The sequence below is a fragment of the Pseudomonas sp. AC083 genome (assembly GCF_979253165.1).
Genome location: NZ_CEEDDH010000011.1, coordinates 84,333 through 100,770 on the forward strand (window position 1 = coordinate 84,333; position 16,438 = coordinate 100,770).

Sequence of the window (16,438 nt, forward strand, 5' to 3'; positions counted from 1 at the left end):
CGCAGAAGAGCCGACGGCGATTAATCTTCGTGCGACAATCGCCACTTGCCCGCAACCATCCGCCAGGAGGCCGCCATGCCCTACCGTCCCAATCCCCGTCGTCCCTTGCCTGTTCAGCTTAGCGCGCTGCATCTGACCGGCAGCATTGCGCTGGGCCTGTGGCTGGGGTTCCTGGCGATTGCGCTGACCTGCTGGCTGCTTTCGCGCTTTATCTTTCCCGAGCAACTGGCCCCTGTCGCGCAAGCGGTACAGCAGCGCGTCAATCCCCCGGCTGTGGCGCCCGTGCAGGTTCAGCCTGACATTCCGCCGCAAAGTCCGCTGTTCCAACAGTACGAAGAAAACCTGCGCAAGAATGAACAGCAGGCCCGACTGGATCAGGCGCGCGCCAATTCGCGTAACGCGTCCAATCCGAAATGCCAGTTCTGGCTGCAGCAGGACCAGACCGCGCCGACCGAAAAGAGCCGCGCCAACGTTTTGCAATTCTGCGATTGATCATGAACAAACACAGCGTCCACCAGTTGATTCTCGACAAGCTGCGCATCGACCTCGACATCGCCGAGCGCGCCGCGCAAACCGCTTACGAAACCGCGACCCACGAAGAAAACATCGCCGAAAACAAGTACGACACGCTGGGGCTGGAGGCGTCGTATCTGGCGGCGGGTCAGGCGAAGCGGGTCGAGGAAATCCGTCAGTCCCTGGCGCTGTGCCAGAATCTGACGTTGCGTGGCTACGACGAAAAACGCGGCATCGAAGTCGGCGCCCTGCTCGGTCTGGAGGACGAAAAGGGTCGCGAGCAATGGCTGTTTCTGGCGCCGGATGCGGCGGGTCTGAAAGTCGACGTGGTCGGTCAGCCGGTTACCGTCATCACCCCGCGCTCGCCGCTGGGCAAAAGCCTGCTGGGCAAGTTCGCGGGCGATGAGGTGGAGATTCTGGTGGCGGGCACCCGGCAACAGTTTGCTGTCACCGAGGTGCTCTGAAGCGGGTGCTTAGTGAACGGGCAGTTCGACGCCGTCGAACAGCTCTTCGAGCTCTTGCTTGTTGTGGCACTGAATGGCCTTGGCCATGACTTCGCGGGTCAGGTGCGGGGCGAATTTCTCGATGAAGTCGCACATGAAGCCACGCAGGAAGGTGCCACGACGGAAACCGATCTTGGTGATGCTCGACTCGAACAACTCGCTGGCATCCAGCACCACCAGGTCGTTATCGAGTTTGGTATCGACCGCCATTTTAGCCACGATGCCCACGCCCAGCCCCAGACGCACGTAGGTTTTGATCACGTCGGCGTCAGCAGCGGTGAACACCACTTTCGGCGTCAGGCCACGATGGCTGAAGGCTTCGTCGAGCTTGGAACGGCCGGTGAAACCGAACACGTAAGTGACGATCGGATATTCGGCCAGCGCTTCGAGGGTCAGCTTCGGCAGCTTGGTCAGCGGATGGCCATGGGGTACAACCACGCAGCGGTTCCAGCGGTAGCACGGCATCATCACCAGATCGCCGAACAGCTCCAGCGCTTCAGTGGCAATGGCGAAATCGACGGTGCCGTCAGCGGCCATTTCGGCGATCTGCATCGGCGAGCCCTGATGCATGTGCAGGGCCACGTCCGGGTATTGCTTGATGAAATTGCTGATCACCGGCGGCAGCGCATAACGCGCCTGGGTGTGGGTGGTGGCGATCGACAGGGTGCCCTTTTTCTCGTTGGAGAATTCCTGGGCAATCTGCTTGATGCTTTCGACTTTGCGCAGGATCTCGCCAGCGGTGGTGATGATGCGCTCGCCGGCCGGGGTAACGCGGGTCAGGTGCTTGCCGCTGCGGGCGAAGACTTCGACGCCCAGCTCGTCTTCCAGCAGGCGGATCTGCTTACTGATGCCCGGTTGCGAGGTGTACAGGCTTTGAGCGGTAGCGGAAACGTTGAGGTCGTGGTGCGCCACTTCCCAGATGTAGCGCAGTTGTTGAAGCTTCATATCAATCCCTCAAAGCAGGTAGACGCCACGGGCATCAGCGACGGTATATAACTATATTAATGGTTCGAAGAATAAATCTAGAACTTTTTTATCAAAACGCCATTATTCCTGCTTCAGCGATCCTCACGCCGCCGACGTTCCATCAGCGGCACCAGATAGACCGGCACCTTGGCCAACTGCAGAACCCGCGCCGCCGTGCGCCCCAACGGTGTTTCCGCACCGACACCATGGCTGTGACTGCCGACGATCAGCAGATCGACCGAGAGCTTGTGCACCTGATCGAGAATCACCTGCGACGGATCACCCTGCAGCACGCGCACCGCGCGAATGCGCTGCAGATCCTGTTCGCCGTCGTCCCCCAGTTCTTCACGAAAGCTGTCGAGCACCCGTTGTTCGATATTGGCGATGACTGTTTTCAGACCCTGACTATGGAATTCGTTCAATGCCTGTTCGTCGAGATAGCTTTGCAGCACCGACTCGGCAAACAGGCCCATGGGTTCCACCGCGTGTACTACATACAGATCGGCATTGAAGGTGCGCGCCAAGGCCAGGGCATGCTGCATCACGAACGGTGCGTACAGACCGAGGTCGGTGGCATACAGCATTGAGCGAATCATGGGACCTCCTCGCGAGCCAACGATGGCGGAGATTGATTCAGCTTAGCAGTGCCTTGGCGAGTACGACGTGCGACGCAACGTCCTGAATGAAAAGGCTCTAGATCGGCGGTTCGTTGCTGATGCCGTGGGGCACGTGGCCGGTGGCGACCACTTCGCGAGCCAGTTCGCAATGACCGGTCTGGTCATCGAAGAACACGTCGGCGGCGAAGGCTTCGAGGAACGCCGATTTGGTCAGGCCACCAAGAAACAGCGACTCATCGAGACGAATATCCCATTCCCGCAAGGTGCGAATCACCCGCTCATGGGCCGGTGCCGAACGCGCGGTAACCAGCGCCGTGCGGATCGGGCAATCGTCATCGGGAAACTCGCGCTGCAACAGATTGAGCGCTGCCAGAAAGCCCTTGAACGGCCCACCACGCAATGGCTCGCGCGCCGATTCGCGTTCCTTGGCCTGAAACGCTTCAAGGCCGCCGGACTGATAGACGCGCTCGGACTCGTCGGAAAAAATCACCGCATCACCGTCGAAGGCGATACGCAATTCATCGCTGGCCGCGCGGCTCGCGCCACCGGAGAGAATCGTGGCGGCGGCGAACCCGGCGTCAAGCGCGGCACGCACGTCTTCGGCGTGGGTCGAGAGAAACAGGTCGCAGCCAAACGCTTTCAGATACGGATACGGACTGCGCCCGCCGACGAACGCCGCACGAGAAATCGCCAGGCCGTAATGATGAATCGAATTGAACACGCGCAGACCGGTGTCGGCGCTGTTGCGGGAAACCAGAATCACCTCGACCCGCGCGCGGCCGAGACGGCTGTTCAGGCTCAGGAGTTTTTCCACCAGCGGGAACGCATCGCCCGGCGCGAGGATTTCGTCTTCGTGCTCGATCTGATATTGCCGATAGGCTTCGACGCCGCTCGACAGGTAGACCTTGTGGCTTTCACTCAGGTCGAACAAGGCGCGCGAGGAAATCGCCAGCACCAGTTTGTCATCGATGTTATTGGCCATGCCTTCCCCCAGAACAACCGACTCAGGTATTGCGTCGGTCGATAAAACCCAAATGGCGATACAACGCCTCGATGCGCGGCAACTCGCCCCCCGCCGCTTTCGCCGCCGCCAGTGGCCGGGCGTAGATCGCCTCCAGCTCCAGCGGACGCTTGTGTGCAAAATCGTGGTACATGCTCGGCCAGTAATCGGGCATTTTTTCCGTCATGGTGAACAGGTACTCGGCATAGCCGGGCGGGATCTCGTATCCACAGGCCCGGGCGCCCTGCACCACTTCCGCCATCAACGCCTGAATCGACAGGCGGCTGTCGGCATCGGCCATCAGCGCTTGCGTTCCCGCGCCGAGCAACACCGAAAGGCCGTTGTAGGGGATATTCCACACCAGTTTCTGCCAGCGCGCCTGATGCAGGTTGGCCATCGCCTGCGAGTCGATGCCGGCGGCACGGAACAGTCCGGCGCCCTCCTCGACGATCGCCATGCGCGCTACTTCATCAATGGCCGAGCCGCTGTGATAACCGACATTCACCGCGCCAAGGGCCTGATGGGTAATCTGCCCCGGCCCCTCGCGGTGCACGCAGATCAGGCACAGACCACCGAGCAGATGCAGCGAATCCGGCAACAGCGGCCGAAGGCTGTCTTCGACATCCAGACCGTTCTGCAGCAACAGCACTTTTGCGTCAGGTTTGGCGGCCTGAATGATCGCCGGGGCCAGACCGGCGTTGCTGGTGGTCTTGGTGCCGACCAGCAGCCAGTCACAGGGCGGCATGTCTTCGGCAGCGCTATAGGCATTGGCCGGATTCAGCGTCAAAGGTCCGTGCACCGCACTGTTGATCTGCAAACCGCGCGCAGCCACCGCCGAGAATTCGCTGCGCAATAAAAAGTGCACGTCGAAACCGGCACGCGCCAGCATCACCCCGTAAAACCCGCCGATCGCACCAGTGCCGATAATCCCCACCACCGGTTTGCTGACTGTCTCGCTCATGGCAACTCCTCTGCAATTCGACCCAGCGCCTGCGCTACTGCCTGGTTGAGTTGGTCAACCGTCAGACGAGTGTGCACTGCGCCAAAGAACTCGCCGTCGCGCACCACAAACAGCGCCGGCAAATGAAACACCTGATAACGCTCGACCAGGCCGCCGTTGTTGCCGGCGTCGATCCAGCACAGCCGATCGATCGCCAGCGGCATGCCCGGCAACACCTCACGGGCATAGCGACAACTGGCGCAGCCGACGCTGGTGAAGATCACCAGAGAAACCCCGCGCATCGCCAGCAGCCGCTGGTCGGCATCGAAGTCGGTCAGCTCGGATTCGACCACTATACTGGGGGAAACAATGTCAGATGGCCGACACAGGGAGTCTGTGCTCATGGGACGTTTCATTCCTCATCCGGACGAAGTGCCGGTTGAATTGACGTTACTCAAGCCTGAATGCATTTCCAGACAACAGCTGCACACTATCAGCCTCGGCGGCATCGCTTGCAATTACCACCGCGCCTGGCGCCACGGCACTGCGCTGCAAGTACGCATGCCGACGCTGAATGCCGACTTCTGCTGTCCGGGCTACGTGGCCTGGTGTCTGCGCCGCAAAAAAGGCTATCTGGTGGGCATCGCTTTCACTGACGAACAGACCCTGTTCAGCGCGCGAATGGGTGAGCAGGTGTGTCAGATCGAACGCTATTCGCGCATGCAGGACAGCCACGATGACCTGCAGGATAGTCAGGCGCTGGCCCTGCAATGGGTCGAGGAGCACGCCGAAGAGTTCTCCCACGACAACCTGCGCAAGGCTTTTGCGCAGCCAGCGCTGGACTAAAGCACGGTTTGCCCATTGTCGAGCCGCCTCTGACGCGCTAAGGTTCGGCTCCCCCGACGCGCTAAATCTGCTGTGCTCCGCCGCGCGGGGATCGCTGGCGGCCGGCACCCGTGACCTGACGAGTAAACGATGGCTGATTTACCGATCAACGACCTAAACGTCGCTTCTAACGAGACCCTGATCACTCCCGATCAGCTCAAGCGTGATATCCCCCTGAGCGACGCCGCCCTGCGCACCGTCACCAAGGGCCGCGAAGTCATTCGCAATATTCTCGATGGCACCGACCACCGTCTGTTCGTCGTGATCGGCCCGTGCTCGATTCACGACATCAAGGCGGCCCACGAATACGCCGATCGCCTCAAGGTGCTCGCCGAGGAAGTCTCCGACACCCTGTATCTGGTCATGCGCGTGTATTTCGAGAAGCCGCGCACCACCGTCGGCTGGAAAGGTCTGATCAACGATCCGTATCTGGACGACTCGTTCAAGATCCAGGACGGTCTGCACATCGGTCGTCAGTTGCTGCTCGACCTGGCCGAGAAAGGCCTGCCGACCGCGACCGAAGCCCTCGACCCGATCTCCCCGCAGTATCTGCAGGATCTGATCAGCTGGTCGGCCATCGGCGCGCGTACCACCGAATCGCAGACTCACCGCGAAATGGCTTCAGGCCTGTCCTCGGCGGTCGGCTTCAAGAACGGCACCGATGGCGGCCTGACCGTGGCGATCAACGCCTTGCAGTCGGTGTCCAGCCCGCACCGTTTCCTCGGCATCAACCAGGAAGGTGGCGTGTCGATCGTCACCACCAAAGGCAACGCCTACGGTCACGTGGTGCTGCGCGGCGGTAATGGCAAGCCGAACTATGATTCGGTCAGCGTGGCCCTCTGCGAGCAGGCGCTGAACAAGGCGAAGATCAAGCCGAACATCATGGTCGATTGCAGCCACGCCAATTCCAACAAGGACCCGGCCCTGCAACCGCTGGTGATGGAAAACGTCGCCAACCAGATCCTCGAAGGCAACCAGTCGATCATCGGCCTGATGGTCGAAAGCCACCTGAACTGGGGCTGCCAAGCGATTCCGAAAGACCTCGCCGACCTGCAATACGGCGTGTCGATCACCGATGCCTGCATCGATTGGTCCGCTACCGAAAACACCTTGCGCAGCATGCACGCCAAGCTCAAGGACGTATTGCCGAAGCGCCCGCGCACGTAAGCTGCGTTTTACGGGCATAAAAAAACGCCGGACATTGTCCGGCGTTTTTGTGTGTGCGGTTCAGATCTTCGCAGCGCGGCGCTGATGGCGCTCCATATAGCGCTCGACGTAGGAGCACGAAGGGATCACCGTGTAGCCCATTTCTTCGGCGTATTGCAGCGCGCGTTCGGTCAGCGCTGCGGCAATGCCACGGCCGCGCAGGGCATTGGGCACGAAGGTGCGGTAGATATCCAGGGTCTGCTTGCCCAGATCCATGTAGGTCAGGTAAGCACGATGACCGTCCACAGTGGTCTCGAATTGATGACCAGCCTGGTCATGGTGGATGGACAACGCCTCGCTCATCACTACTCCTCGCGGGTCTTGAATTGTGACCCCTACCTTACCGATGTTTTTCCGGCGAAGGAACATCTACGCCACCCCGTGCCTGATGGACACTGAGAAGAGCCACACCGATCTCGCGCAATCTGACACCTGCTGAATAGTAGGCACCATTGGCGAAAATGCTCAAGGTACGCTCGTCATCGGATGGTTTGCGTGCATTGGCATCGATGGTCGCAGGTTCGGCCGCAAGACAATCTTTGCGTGCCGTTTGCCTGAACATTGCCGGAATGTTGAGACTTAAGACGTGCGACCTTTTTTAAAGTCACCTGTACATCAACAAAGATACGCGAAGCGCTTCGCAGAACCTGAACAAAAGTGTGGACGAATTCATTTAGAAAGACTTTAGCCGAAGTCGCAAAAACAGCGCACGAGGGCGGGAACTTTTTCCGTTTGAGTCGCTCACGCCGGGGCTTGCAGCTGGATATTTTTTATACAGCGCAGTTAAAAGTTGCTCGAAAAAGAATCAACGCCTACAATTTTTTTTGCTTCTTGCGCTACGTCAGTTTACTTACTACAAGTAATGGGTAGTATGTACGCCGGCTATTTCCTCAATCGTGAGGAGACAGCCACTTAATTTGAAAGTCCTTGAAGGGGAACACGATGAACAACGTTCTGAAATTCTCTGCTCTGGCTCTGGCCGCAGTTCTGGCTACCGGTTGCAGCAGCGCATCGAAAGAAACCGAAGCACGTCTGACCGCTACTGAAGACGCAGCTGCTCGCTCCCAGGCTCGTGCAGACGAAGCTTACCGTAAAGCTGATGAAGCTCTGGCTGCTGCTCAAAAAGCACAACAGACTGCTGACGAAGCTAACGAGCGTGCTCTGCGCATGCTGGAAAAAGCTAGCCGCAAGTAATAATCCCTCGGGATTGTTATCGAGCCGATCCGGTTTTCCGGGTCGGCTTTTTTGTGCCCGGTGCTTTTCTCCGGGCAATAAAAAACCCGCCGACGCTGCACGCATCGGCGGGTTTTCAATCAGCTCTTATTGCTGCAGATCGATCGGTGCACTGCTCACCATTGGCGCCGAGGTATTCGGCACGGCGATCTCTACCGGCAGGCCGTCTTCGGCGGCGACCACATCACGCACCACATCCCAGTTCATGCGCAAATTGCTGGTGATGTCTTCACGCTTGAGCATCGCGTTGATTACCGCGGTGTGCTTGTCGACTACCGACGGGTTGCCCTTGTCGTCGAGCGGCGTGTGCGCTTCCAGATAGACCTTGCCGCCACTGCGACCGAACTTGTACGGGTCGTTGATGATGCGCACCGAGGTGCCGACCGGGACCATGCCGGCCATTTCCAGCACGTTGTTGTTGAACATGCGGAAGCAGCCGTGGCTGGTGCGCATGCCGATGCCGAACTTCTTGTTCGAACCGTGGATCAGGTAGCCCGGTGTGCCGAGGGTGAACTTGAACGGCCCCAGCGGGTTATCAGGACCGGCCGGCACCACATTCGGCAGCGGATCACCGTCAGCGGCGTGTTCGGCCTTGATCGAAGCCGGAGGCGTCCACGTCGGGTTCGGTGTCTTGGCGATGATCGAGGTGTGCGCGATCGGCGAGCCCCAGCCTTCGCGGCCGATACCCAGCGGGAAGGTGTACACCACGTCGCGGCCTTTCGGGTAGTAATAGAGACGGTATTCGGCGAGGTTGATGACGATGCCTTCACGCGGGCCCGGCGGCAGGATGAAGCGCGTCGGCAGGACGATCTCGGTACCGGCGCCAGGCAGCCAGGCATCGATGCCCGGGTTGGCCGCAACCATTTCCGAATAGCCCAGATCGTAGGTGGTGCCCAGGTCGGCGAAGGTGTCTTCGTACTTGGCTTTGATCACCTGCACCTGGCCGACGATGTCCTCGCCGGGTGGTGGCAGGGGAAGCTCCAATGCAGCAACGGGACCGGCCACACACAGGGCGGCAAGTGACAGGCAGCGGGTGACGGCAGGAAAGCGCGGCAACATCCGGAAAATCCTTCGCATGATCATCAAGGGTATAAGGGCGCGATTGTACACCGCGGCCTGGGGATTCGGGAGACACGCCGATAGACCGTGTCGCGCCCTGAAAGATCGCAGCTTCGTTGCACTCGTCAGCTCCTACATTTGCAACGCATTCCCTGTAGGAGCTGACGAGTGCAACGAGGCTGCGATCTTTTGATCTTAAAGTTCGAATCGCAGCTCGGGCCAGATCGGCGACGTACCGCGTTTCTGCGATTCGAGAATCGCCCGGCACAGCGAGCACAGGCGCTGATCCTGGAACACCCGCCGATCAACATTCGACCAGCGCGGTTGCGCCGGCAGCAGAGTGCCGCACAGCGTGCGATCGGCCGAGCCACCGAGTTCCAGCTGACGCGTCACCAGATGCACCCGCACTTCCTGGCAGGCGAACAGATCCAGCTGCTCGTCAGGCTCGATCAGTTGGTAGGCAAACAGGGACCAGGCAGGACGCGGCATCGGGGGCTCCAAATTAGGGGGCGCCACATTAGCCGAAAGCCTGCCACTAGAAAAGCCTCATAAGAGCGGTTTTAGCGTCGGCCAGACATTTTCCAGCAACTTGCTCTGAGCCCCGGCCGCCGGGTGCAGACCGTCGGCCTGCATCAGGTCCGGATGACCACCGACACCTTCGAGAAAAAACGGCACCAACGGGATGTTTTTCTCTTCGGCGAGCTTGCCGTAAACCTCGGCGAACGAATCGGTGTAGCGCTTGCCATAATTGGGTGGCAACTGCATGCCGAGCAGCAGCACTTTCGCGCCGCTCTGCCGCGAGCTGTCGATCATCGAGGAAAGATTTCGTTGCAATTGCGCTGGCGGCATCCCGCGCAGGCCGTCATTGCCACCCAGCTCGAGGATCACCAACTCCGGCTTATGCTCTGCAAGCAGCGCCGGCAGCCGCGCCTGGCCTCCGGCACTGGTGTCGCCACTGATCGAGGCGTTGACCACTTTATCGTCGAAACCCTCCTGTTTGAGCCGCTGCTCGAGCAGCGAGACCCACCCCAGACGGGTATCCAGGCCGAAACCGGCGCTGATACTATCGCCAACGATCAGGACAGTACCCGCCGCTGCGTTCTGGGCCATGCACATCAAGGCCAGGCCAGCACTCAAAAACCATACACGCATCGGATTCTCCATGGGCGCAAGCATTCTCACCGCGAAGAACCTCAGCAAAGTGGTCCCTAGCGCGGAAGGTGAACTGACTATCCTGCACGAACTCAGCCTGGAACTGAACAAGGGCGACAGCCTGGCCATCGTCGGCGCGTCCGGTTCCGGCAAATCCACCCTCCTCGGCCTGCTCGCCGGCCTCGACCTGCCGAGCAGCGGCGAAGTCACCCTCGCCGGCCAGGGCCTGAGCAATCTCGACGAAGACCAGCGCGCACGAATCCGTGCCGAGCACGTCGGGTTTGTCTTCCAGTCATTTCAGTTGCTCGACAGCCTGAATGCGCTGGAGAACGTCATGCTCCCGCTTGAGCTCGACGGCCGCAAAGATGCCCGCGAGCGCGCCACGCAATTGCTTCAGCGCGTCGGCCTCGGCCAGCGCCTGACCCACTCGCCGCGCCAGCTCTCCGGCGGTGAACAGCAGCGCGTGGCCATCGCCCGCGCCTTCGCGGCCGAACCGGACGTGCTGTTCGCCGACGAGCCGACCGGCAACCTCGACAGCCACACCGGCGAGCGCATCAGCGACTTGCTGTTCGAATTGAACAAGGAACGCGGCACCACCCTGGTGCTGGTGACCCACGACGAACGCCTGGCCCATCGCTGCCGGCGCCTGATCCGTCTTGAAGCCGGGCTGCTGGTCGCCCCTCTGGAGCCTTGATGGCACGTCTGCCGCTGTTGCGTCTGTTCAGCCTTGCCCTGCGCCAGCTCATGCGCGATGCCCGCGCCGGTGAGTTGCGCGTGTTGTTCTTTGCGCTGGTGGTGGCCGTCGCGGCGAGCACCGCGATCGGCTATTTCGGCGCCCGCCTCAATGGCGCGATGATGCTGCGCGCTACCGAGTTTCTCGGTGCCGATCTGGTCCTTGAAGGCAGCTCGCCGGCCCGCGAGGAGCAAATCCGCAGCGGCACCGAACTGCGCCTGAATCATGCACAAGTGGTGGAGTTTTCCAGCGTCATTGCCACCGACAACGGCATTCAGTTATCCAGCATCAAAGCCGTCGACCGCGCCTATCCACTGCGTGGCGAGCTGAAGAGCGCGCCCGCACCCTTTGCCCAGGAAGAAGTCGGCGGCGAACCGCAATCCGGTGAAGCCTGGGTCGAGGCACGTCTGCTGACCGCGCTGGATCTGAAGATCGGCGACAGCATCGACGTCGGCATGAAGACCTTGAAGCTGACCCGCGTGCTGACCTACGAGCCGGATCGCGCTGGCAACTTCTACAGCCTGACGCCACGGGTACTGATCAATCTTGACGACCTCGCCGCCACCGGCGTGGTGCAACCGGGCAGCCGGGTGAGTTATCGCGAACTGTGGCGCGGCGAACCGCAGACGCTGGAAACCTATCGTGAATTGATCAAACCAGGCCTCGCTGCCAATCAGCGAATCCAGGATGCCCGTGACGGCAACCGACAGATTGGCGGCGCGCTGGGCAAGGCCGAGCGCTACCTGAACATGGCCAGTCTGGTTGCGGTATTGCTGGCCGGCGTAGCCGTGGCGTTGTCGGCGAACCGTTTCGCCAGTCGGCGTTTCGACGCCAGTGCCTTGCTGCGCTGCCTCGGCTTGTCGCGCCGAGAAACCATGGTGCTGTTCAGCCTGCAACTGACCGTGCTCGGCCTGATTGCCGCCATCAGTGGCGCCCTGCTCGGCTGGCTGGCGCAACTAGGGCTGTTCGCCCTGCTGCATGATTTGCTGCCAAGTGACGTGCCACCGGGTGGCCTGTTTCCGGCGATGGCCGGGATTGGCACCGGGCTGGTGGCGCTGGCCGGTTTTGCCTTGCCGCCTTTGGCTGCACTGGGTCGCGTGCCGCCGCTACGGGTGTTGCGCCGCGACATGCTGCCGATCCCCTCGAGCACATGGATGGTCTACGGCGCGGCGCTGGGTGCGCTGGGCCTGATCATGTGGCGTCTGAGCCTCGACCTGCTGCTGACCTTCGCCCTGCTCGGCGGCGGCGTGGTCGCCGCGCTGGTGCTGGGCGGCCTGCTGCTGTTGTTGCTGCAAAGCCTGCGCCGCCTGCTCGCCCGCGCCTCGTTGCCATGGCGTCTGGGCCTTGGCCAGTTGTTGCGGCATCCATTGGCGGCGGCCGGGCAGTCGCTGGCGTTCGGTCTGATCCTGTTGTCGATGGCGCTGATCGCACTGCTGCGCGGCGAACTGCTCGACACCTGGCAAAACCAGCTACCGAAAAACGCGCCGAACTATTTCGCGCTGAACATCCTCCCGGCTGACAAGCAAGCCTTCACCGATCACCTGATCAAGGTGTCCGCGCAAGCGGCGCCGCTGTATCCGGTGGTGCCGGGTCGGTTGATCAGCATCAATGGCGAAGCGGTACAACAAATCGTCAGCAAGGACTCGGCCGGTGACCGCGCCATCCAGCGTGACTTGAGCCTGACCTGGGCAGCGGATCTGCCGGCCGGCAACAAGCTCACCGCCGGCTCGTGGTGGAGCGGCCAGCCGTCCGACGACGTGCCGGGGGTTTCGGTGGAAGGCAAGGTGGCCGAAAGCCTGAAACTCAAACTCGGCGATCACATGGTATTCAGCGTCGGCGGGGTCAATCGGGAAGCGAAGGTCACCAGCCTGCGCGAGATCAACTGGGACAACTTCCAGCCGAACTTCTTCATGATCTTTCAGCCCGGCACCTTGAAGGATCTGCCGGCGACCTACCTGACCAGTTTCTACCTGGCCCCTGGGCATGATCAGCAGATCGTCGAGTTGTCGCGGACCTTCCCGGCGGTGACCATCCTGCAGGTCGAGGCCTTGCTCGAACAGCTGCGCAGCATCCTCGCCCAGGTCACCCTGGCAGTGGAATATGTGTTGTTGTTTGTTCTGGCGGCGGGGATGGCGGTACTGTTCTCCGGCCTGCAAGCGACGCTGGACGAGCGCATCCGCCAGGGTGCGCTGTTGCGCGCGCTGGGCGCCGAGCGGCAGTTGCTGATCAAGGCGCGGCGTATCGAGTTCGGTTTGTTGGGTGCGGTCAGCGGCTTGCTCGCGGCGATCGGTTCGGAGGTGGTCAGTCTGGTGCTGTACCGCTTCGCCTTCGATTTGCCGTGGCATCCGCATCCATGGCTGCTGGTGCTACCGCTGATTGGCGCCGCGCTGATTGGTGGTGCCGGTGTGTTCGGCACGCGTCGGGCACTGAACGCCAGCCCGCTGACAGTGTTGCGCGAGGGTTGATAGACTCACGCGGTCTTAATCACAAGAAGTCGCCATGAGCCGTTATCGCCCTCCCCGCACCGCCGGCACTGCGCTGATCACCCCCGAGGGTGAAGCGCGGATGCGCGCCGAATTCCACGAGTTGTGGCATGTGCGTCGCCCGCAGGTCACCCAGGCGGTGAGTGAAGCGGCAGCGCAAGGTGATCGTTCGGAAAACGCCGAGTACACCTACGGCAAAAAGATGCTGCGGGAAATCGACAGTCGCGTGCGTTTTCTCACCAAACGCCTGGAAGCGCTCAAGGTGGTCAGCGAAAAACCCAGCGACCCGAACAAGGTCTATTTCGGCGCCTGGGTAACCATCGAAGACGAGGACGGCAAGCAGTCGCGCTACCGCATCGTCGGCCCCGATGAACTGGACCTCAAACAGGGTTTGATCAGCATCGACTCGCCGCTGGCCCGCGCCTTGATCGGCAAGGCACTCGACGCAGAAGTGCGGGTGCAGACGCCGACCGGCGAGCAGTTCGTTTACATCGTTGCGATTGAATACCCGTAAGCACCATCAGCGCCGATTGATCAGGCCCTGCCGTGCAACGCGGGTCAGCTGCTTGATCATCTCCGGCGCATCTTCTGCGCTCGGCGCCTGAATCACCGCCAGATCGAAGCTGTCCGTAGCGAAACGCGCCAGCGACTCGCCGTCATCGACAAACTGGATCAGGAACGCGGCAGGACCGCCGCTGCGACGTGGCCAGCCATCGAGATAACGCAACAGCGTCGGCTGGTGTTTGCCGCCAAGAAGGATTTTCGGGTTGCGCTGGGTGACATGTGCCGTGATCGGCGCGGGACGTGCTGGAGGGCGTAGTGCGTTCATCGTGTCGTGTCTCTGCCTCAAAAGTCTGCATGGCAGGTGAGAGGCAACACCGAACCAGCGCTTTAGCGGTATTTCGAAGCCCTGTTCCGGCTTCTGACGGTAACTGTAGAAGTCACCTGGCGCCCCGCAAGTAGCTGTTTAAATCGGCGCATGGGCAACATCCTAGAGAACGTGACCAACCAGTGTCAAGAATCCCCCGCAACAAAAAAAGGCCCGCACAATGCGGGCCTTTGCCTTGAGCCAGAGCCTTCAACCGGCGATGGCGCGATCCGCCGAGAGCTTGCCGGCACCTTCGATCAGTACCGCGATGCTGCCGGCCAGCAGAGCCAGAGCAAACTCATAACCGTTGTTGGCCATGAACAGACCGTTGCCGATGTGCACCGAGAAGATCGCCACCAGCGAGAGGAACGCCAGACCCAGTGCCGCCGGGCGTGCCAGCAGGCCGATGATCAGCGCCAGACCGGCGAAGAACTCGGTACCGCCAGCCAGCGAGGCCATCAGGTAGCCCGGGGTCAGGCCGATGCTTTCCATCCATTGGGCGGTGCCGGCCAGGCCGTAGCCACCGAACAGACCAAAGAGTTTCTGCGAACCGTGGGCGGCGAAGATCACGCCGACAGCAATGCGCAGGACAGTCAGGCCGTAACCGGCGCGGGTGAACAGAACCTTGTTGATCAGAGAGCTCATGGTGCATTCCTTGTTGTGCAGAAGTGTTTGTGTGTTTGGGTTGGTCGCTATATTAATCAGTTTATTTCATGTTTAAAGCGCAAATATTTCGCCATAACAATCGAATTGTTAGATTATTTCCGTGTGACCACTTTCTGCTGCCGGGGCTCGAGCGACTCACGCTCCCGGTCGAATGCCAGGTAATACTTGTTCACGCTATTAACATAGCTGACGGCGCCCATCCCCACCTGCTCCATGGCAATGCGCTCGACCTGGAAGAACCACTGGTTGGGATTGAGACCACGGCGGCGGGCTTCGGCGCGCATGCCCTGGACGCGCTCGGGGCCGATGTTGTACGCGGCGAGGGTGAACGCCATGCGCTCACGCTCGTTGAGTTTCGGGCTGCTGAAGAACTTGCGGCGGATCATCGCCAGGTACTTGGCGCCGGCCTGCACATTCGCATCGAGATTCTGGATATTGCTCACGCCGACCCGCTGCGCGGCGGACGGGGTGATCTGCATCAGCCCGGTCGGACCGCTGCCGCTGCGGGCGTTGGGCTGCAGACGCGACTCCTTGAACGCCAGCGCCGCCAGATTGAGCCAGTCCATGTTCTGCGCGTCGGCATGCTTCTGCAGGGTCGGACGGAGTTTTTCCAGACGCTGGCGATCGGCCTTGGCCAGCGGATTGTGTACTTGATACAGGCGTCGATAGATGCGCAGAAACGCCGCGTCTTCGTCCGACGGTTTCTTGTAACCGGTGAGGAAGCGATCAATGCTCGCGCGCAACATCGATGCATCGCGGCGCACGAACCAGTGCTCTTCGCCCGGCTCGCCGAGGCTCAGTTGCCGATCAAGGCGCAGCTTCGGCAGGATCTTGCCCCAGCGTTCGGCGATTGGCTGCTCGACAATGGTCAGGTGGAAGATCCCGCCTTGAACCATCTCCAGCACATCTTCGACCGCCAGCGTCGGATCGACCCATTCGATATTGATCGGCGCGAGTTTGTGCAGCGCCAGTTTCTGGTTGAGCTGGCTGACCACTTCCCCCGCCGCACTGCCGGTGGGCAAGGCCAGGGTTTTGCCGGACAGTTGCTCGACCTTGGTGTAACGGCGCTGGCCCTTGATGCCGACGAGCACCAGCGGCACGTTGCTGGCGATCGGTTCGCTGCTGGCGACCGCGTAGCCCGAGGGCAGGTCGAGCAATTCACCGGGCGCGACCATATCGCCTTCGCCACGCTGCAAGGCGCCGAGCAATTGATCCTTGGCTTTGGGAATGATCTTGAGGGTGACTTCCTGGCCGTCGCGAGCATGGCCATTGAGGTATTGCTCGAACGCGCGCAATCGGTGGTACTCGACACCAATGGCCTGTCCCTGAACTTCGCCGGAGCTGTTGCGGCTCTGATTGACCAGCACGCGCAGCACGCGGCTGCTGCGAATGTCCGAGAGGTCGCGAACCTTGCTCGCCGGCACGGTTTGCAGCGGCCCGGGCAGGCGTGCGACCGCCGTCATCGGCAGCAGTAACGCAGCACATAACAGCAGCAGAACCGAGGGACGATGCATCCACTCTCCGAAAAGAATACGGGGCGATCGCGTCGCAAAAGAGACGATATCACCGACGAAAACAGAGCGCTTTGTGCGCTGGTAAAGTGCGAGAGACTGG

20 protein-coding genes are annotated in these 16,438 nt (G+C 61.0%); 8 read left to right on the top strand and 12 right to left on the bottom strand.

The features are described from left to right. The first annotated feature begins 75 nt into the window (after positions 1-75). Positions 76-492 (top strand): hypothetical protein, encoded by a 417-nt coding sequence (locus AC0IXA_RS17140; RefSeq protein WP_056788478.1) that lies wholly within the window; start codon positions 76-78, stop codon positions 490-492. 2 nt (positions 493-494) lie between these two features. Then, positions 495-977 carry a GreA/GreB family elongation factor gene (locus tag AC0IXA_RS17145; RefSeq protein WP_471814007.1) on the top strand — a complete coding sequence of 161 codons (483 nt, stop codon included), beginning with the start codon at positions 495-497 and terminating at the stop codon, positions 975-977. 9 nt (positions 978-986) lie between these two features. Here AC0IXA_RS17145 and cysB read toward each other — a convergent pair whose 3' ends face one another. The 5 genes from cysB to AC0IXA_RS17170 form a co-directional block, all read right to left on the bottom strand. Then, the gene (gene cysB, locus AC0IXA_RS17150; RefSeq protein WP_016770873.1) at positions 987-1,961 is read right to left on the bottom strand and encodes an HTH-type transcriptional regulator CysB; all 975 of its coding nucleotides are present in this window, start codon (positions 1,959-1,961) and stop codon (positions 987-989) included. A 113-nt stretch (positions 1,962-2,074) separates the two neighbouring features. Next, positions 2,075-2,578, bottom strand: a complete 504-nt coding sequence (locus AC0IXA_RS17155) for a universal stress protein (RefSeq protein ID WP_016770874.1) — start codon at positions 2,576-2,578, stop codon at positions 2,075-2,077. Positions 2,579-2,675: 97 nt separating this feature from the next. Next, on the bottom strand, positions 2,676-3,581 hold the full coding sequence (locus AC0IXA_RS17160) for a 5'-nucleotidase (protein ID WP_024013777.1): 906 nt from the start codon (positions 3,579-3,581) through the stop codon (positions 2,676-2,678). A gap of 22 nt (positions 3,582-3,603) precedes the next feature. Next, positions 3,604-4,560: a putative 2-dehydropantoate 2-reductase gene (locus tag AC0IXA_RS17165; protein WP_471814008.1), complete on the bottom strand. Its 957-nt coding sequence runs from the start codon at positions 4,558-4,560 to the stop codon at positions 3,604-3,606. Then, complete coding sequence (locus tag AC0IXA_RS17170) at positions 4,557-4,943, bottom strand: thioredoxin family protein (RefSeq protein WP_122611506.1); 387 nt, start codon at positions 4,941-4,943, stop codon at positions 4,557-4,559. Before AC0IXA_RS17170 ends, AC0IXA_RS17165 begins: the two co-directional genes overlap by 4 nt. On the opposite strand from AC0IXA_RS17170, the gene AC0IXA_RS17175 reads away from it, so the two are divergent. Continuing rightward, a complete protein-coding gene (locus AC0IXA_RS17175; protein WP_056788469.1) occupies positions 4,942-5,385 on the top strand; it encodes a PilZ domain-containing protein in 444 nt (147 codons plus the stop codon). The genes AC0IXA_RS17170 and AC0IXA_RS17175 overlap by 2 nt on opposite strands. Before the next feature lie 129 nt (positions 5,386-5,514). Then, entirely contained in the window at positions 5,515-6,591 is a 1,077-nt protein-coding gene (locus AC0IXA_RS17180; protein WP_471814009.1) for a 3-deoxy-7-phosphoheptulonate synthase, read from the top strand. Between the two features lie 60 nt (positions 6,592-6,651). Here AC0IXA_RS17180 and AC0IXA_RS17185 read toward each other — a convergent pair whose 3' ends face one another. Then, entirely contained in the window at positions 6,652-6,933 is a 282-nt protein-coding gene (locus tag AC0IXA_RS17185; RefSeq protein ID WP_016770879.1) for a GNAT family N-acetyltransferase, read from the bottom strand. Between the two features lie 639 nt (positions 6,934-7,572). Here AC0IXA_RS17185 and oprI point away from each other — a divergent pair. Then, positions 7,573-7,824, top strand: coding sequence for an outer membrane lipoprotei OprI (gene oprI, locus AC0IXA_RS17190; protein WP_003183784.1), 252 nt, complete (start codon positions 7,573-7,575; stop codon positions 7,822-7,824). 126 nt (positions 7,825-7,950) lie between these two features. Here oprI and AC0IXA_RS17195 read toward each other — a convergent pair whose 3' ends face one another. The 3 genes from AC0IXA_RS17195 to AC0IXA_RS17205 all read right to left on the bottom strand — a co-directional run bounded on the left by AC0IXA_RS17195 (position 7,951) and on the right by AC0IXA_RS17205 (position 10,074). Then, positions 7,951-8,922, bottom strand: a complete 972-nt coding sequence (locus tag AC0IXA_RS17195; protein ID WP_024013783.1) for a L,D-transpeptidase family protein — start codon at positions 8,920-8,922, stop codon at positions 7,951-7,953. Between the two features lie 195 nt (positions 8,923-9,117). After that, positions 9,118-9,411, bottom strand: coding sequence for a hypothetical protein (locus tag AC0IXA_RS17200; RefSeq protein ID WP_016770881.1), 294 nt, complete (start codon positions 9,409-9,411; stop codon positions 9,118-9,120). A gap of 57 nt (positions 9,412-9,468) precedes the next feature. Continuing rightward, positions 9,469-10,074, bottom strand: a complete 606-nt coding sequence (locus AC0IXA_RS17205; RefSeq protein WP_168772679.1) for an arylesterase — start codon at positions 10,072-10,074, stop codon at positions 9,469-9,471. Positions 10,075-10,084: 10 nt separating this feature from the next. On the opposite strand from AC0IXA_RS17205, the gene AC0IXA_RS17210 reads away from it, so the two are divergent. Genes AC0IXA_RS17210 through greB form a run of 3 tightly spaced genes read left to right on the top strand, consistent with a single transcriptional unit; the run spans position 10,085 to position 13,804 of the window. Then, entirely contained in the window at positions 10,085-10,768 is a 684-nt protein-coding gene (locus tag AC0IXA_RS17210; protein ID WP_016770883.1) for an ABC transporter ATP-binding protein, read from the top strand. Continuing rightward, on the top strand, positions 10,768-13,272 hold the full coding sequence (locus tag AC0IXA_RS17215) for an ABC transporter permease (protein ID WP_471814010.1): 2,505 nt from the start codon (positions 10,768-10,770) through the stop codon (positions 13,270-13,272). The genes AC0IXA_RS17210 and AC0IXA_RS17215 overlap by 1 nt, the downstream gene beginning before the upstream one ends. A gap of 34 nt (positions 13,273-13,306) precedes the next feature. Further along, the gene (gene greB / locus AC0IXA_RS17220; protein ID WP_071173132.1) at positions 13,307-13,804 is read left to right on the top strand and encodes a transcription elongation factor GreB; all 498 of its coding nucleotides are present in this window, start codon (positions 13,307-13,309) and stop codon (positions 13,802-13,804) included. Positions 13,805-13,810: 6 nt separating this feature from the next. Here greB and AC0IXA_RS17225 read toward each other — a convergent pair whose 3' ends face one another. From AC0IXA_RS17225 to AC0IXA_RS17235, 3 genes are all read right to left on the bottom strand, one after another. Next, a complete protein-coding gene (locus AC0IXA_RS17225; protein ID WP_471814011.1) occupies positions 13,811-14,119 on the bottom strand; it encodes a class I SAM-dependent methyltransferase in 309 nt (102 codons plus the stop codon). Positions 14,120-14,368: 249 nt separating this feature from the next. Further along, positions 14,369-14,803, bottom strand: a complete 435-nt coding sequence (locus tag AC0IXA_RS17230) for a DoxX family protein (protein WP_016770887.1) — start codon at positions 14,801-14,803, stop codon at positions 14,369-14,371. A gap of 113 nt (positions 14,804-14,916) precedes the next feature. Then, positions 14,917-16,338 (bottom strand): MltF family protein, encoded by a 1,422-nt coding sequence (locus AC0IXA_RS17235; RefSeq protein WP_341639372.1) that lies wholly within the window; start codon positions 16,336-16,338, stop codon positions 14,917-14,919. Between the last annotated feature and the right edge of the window lie 100 nt (positions 16,339-16,438).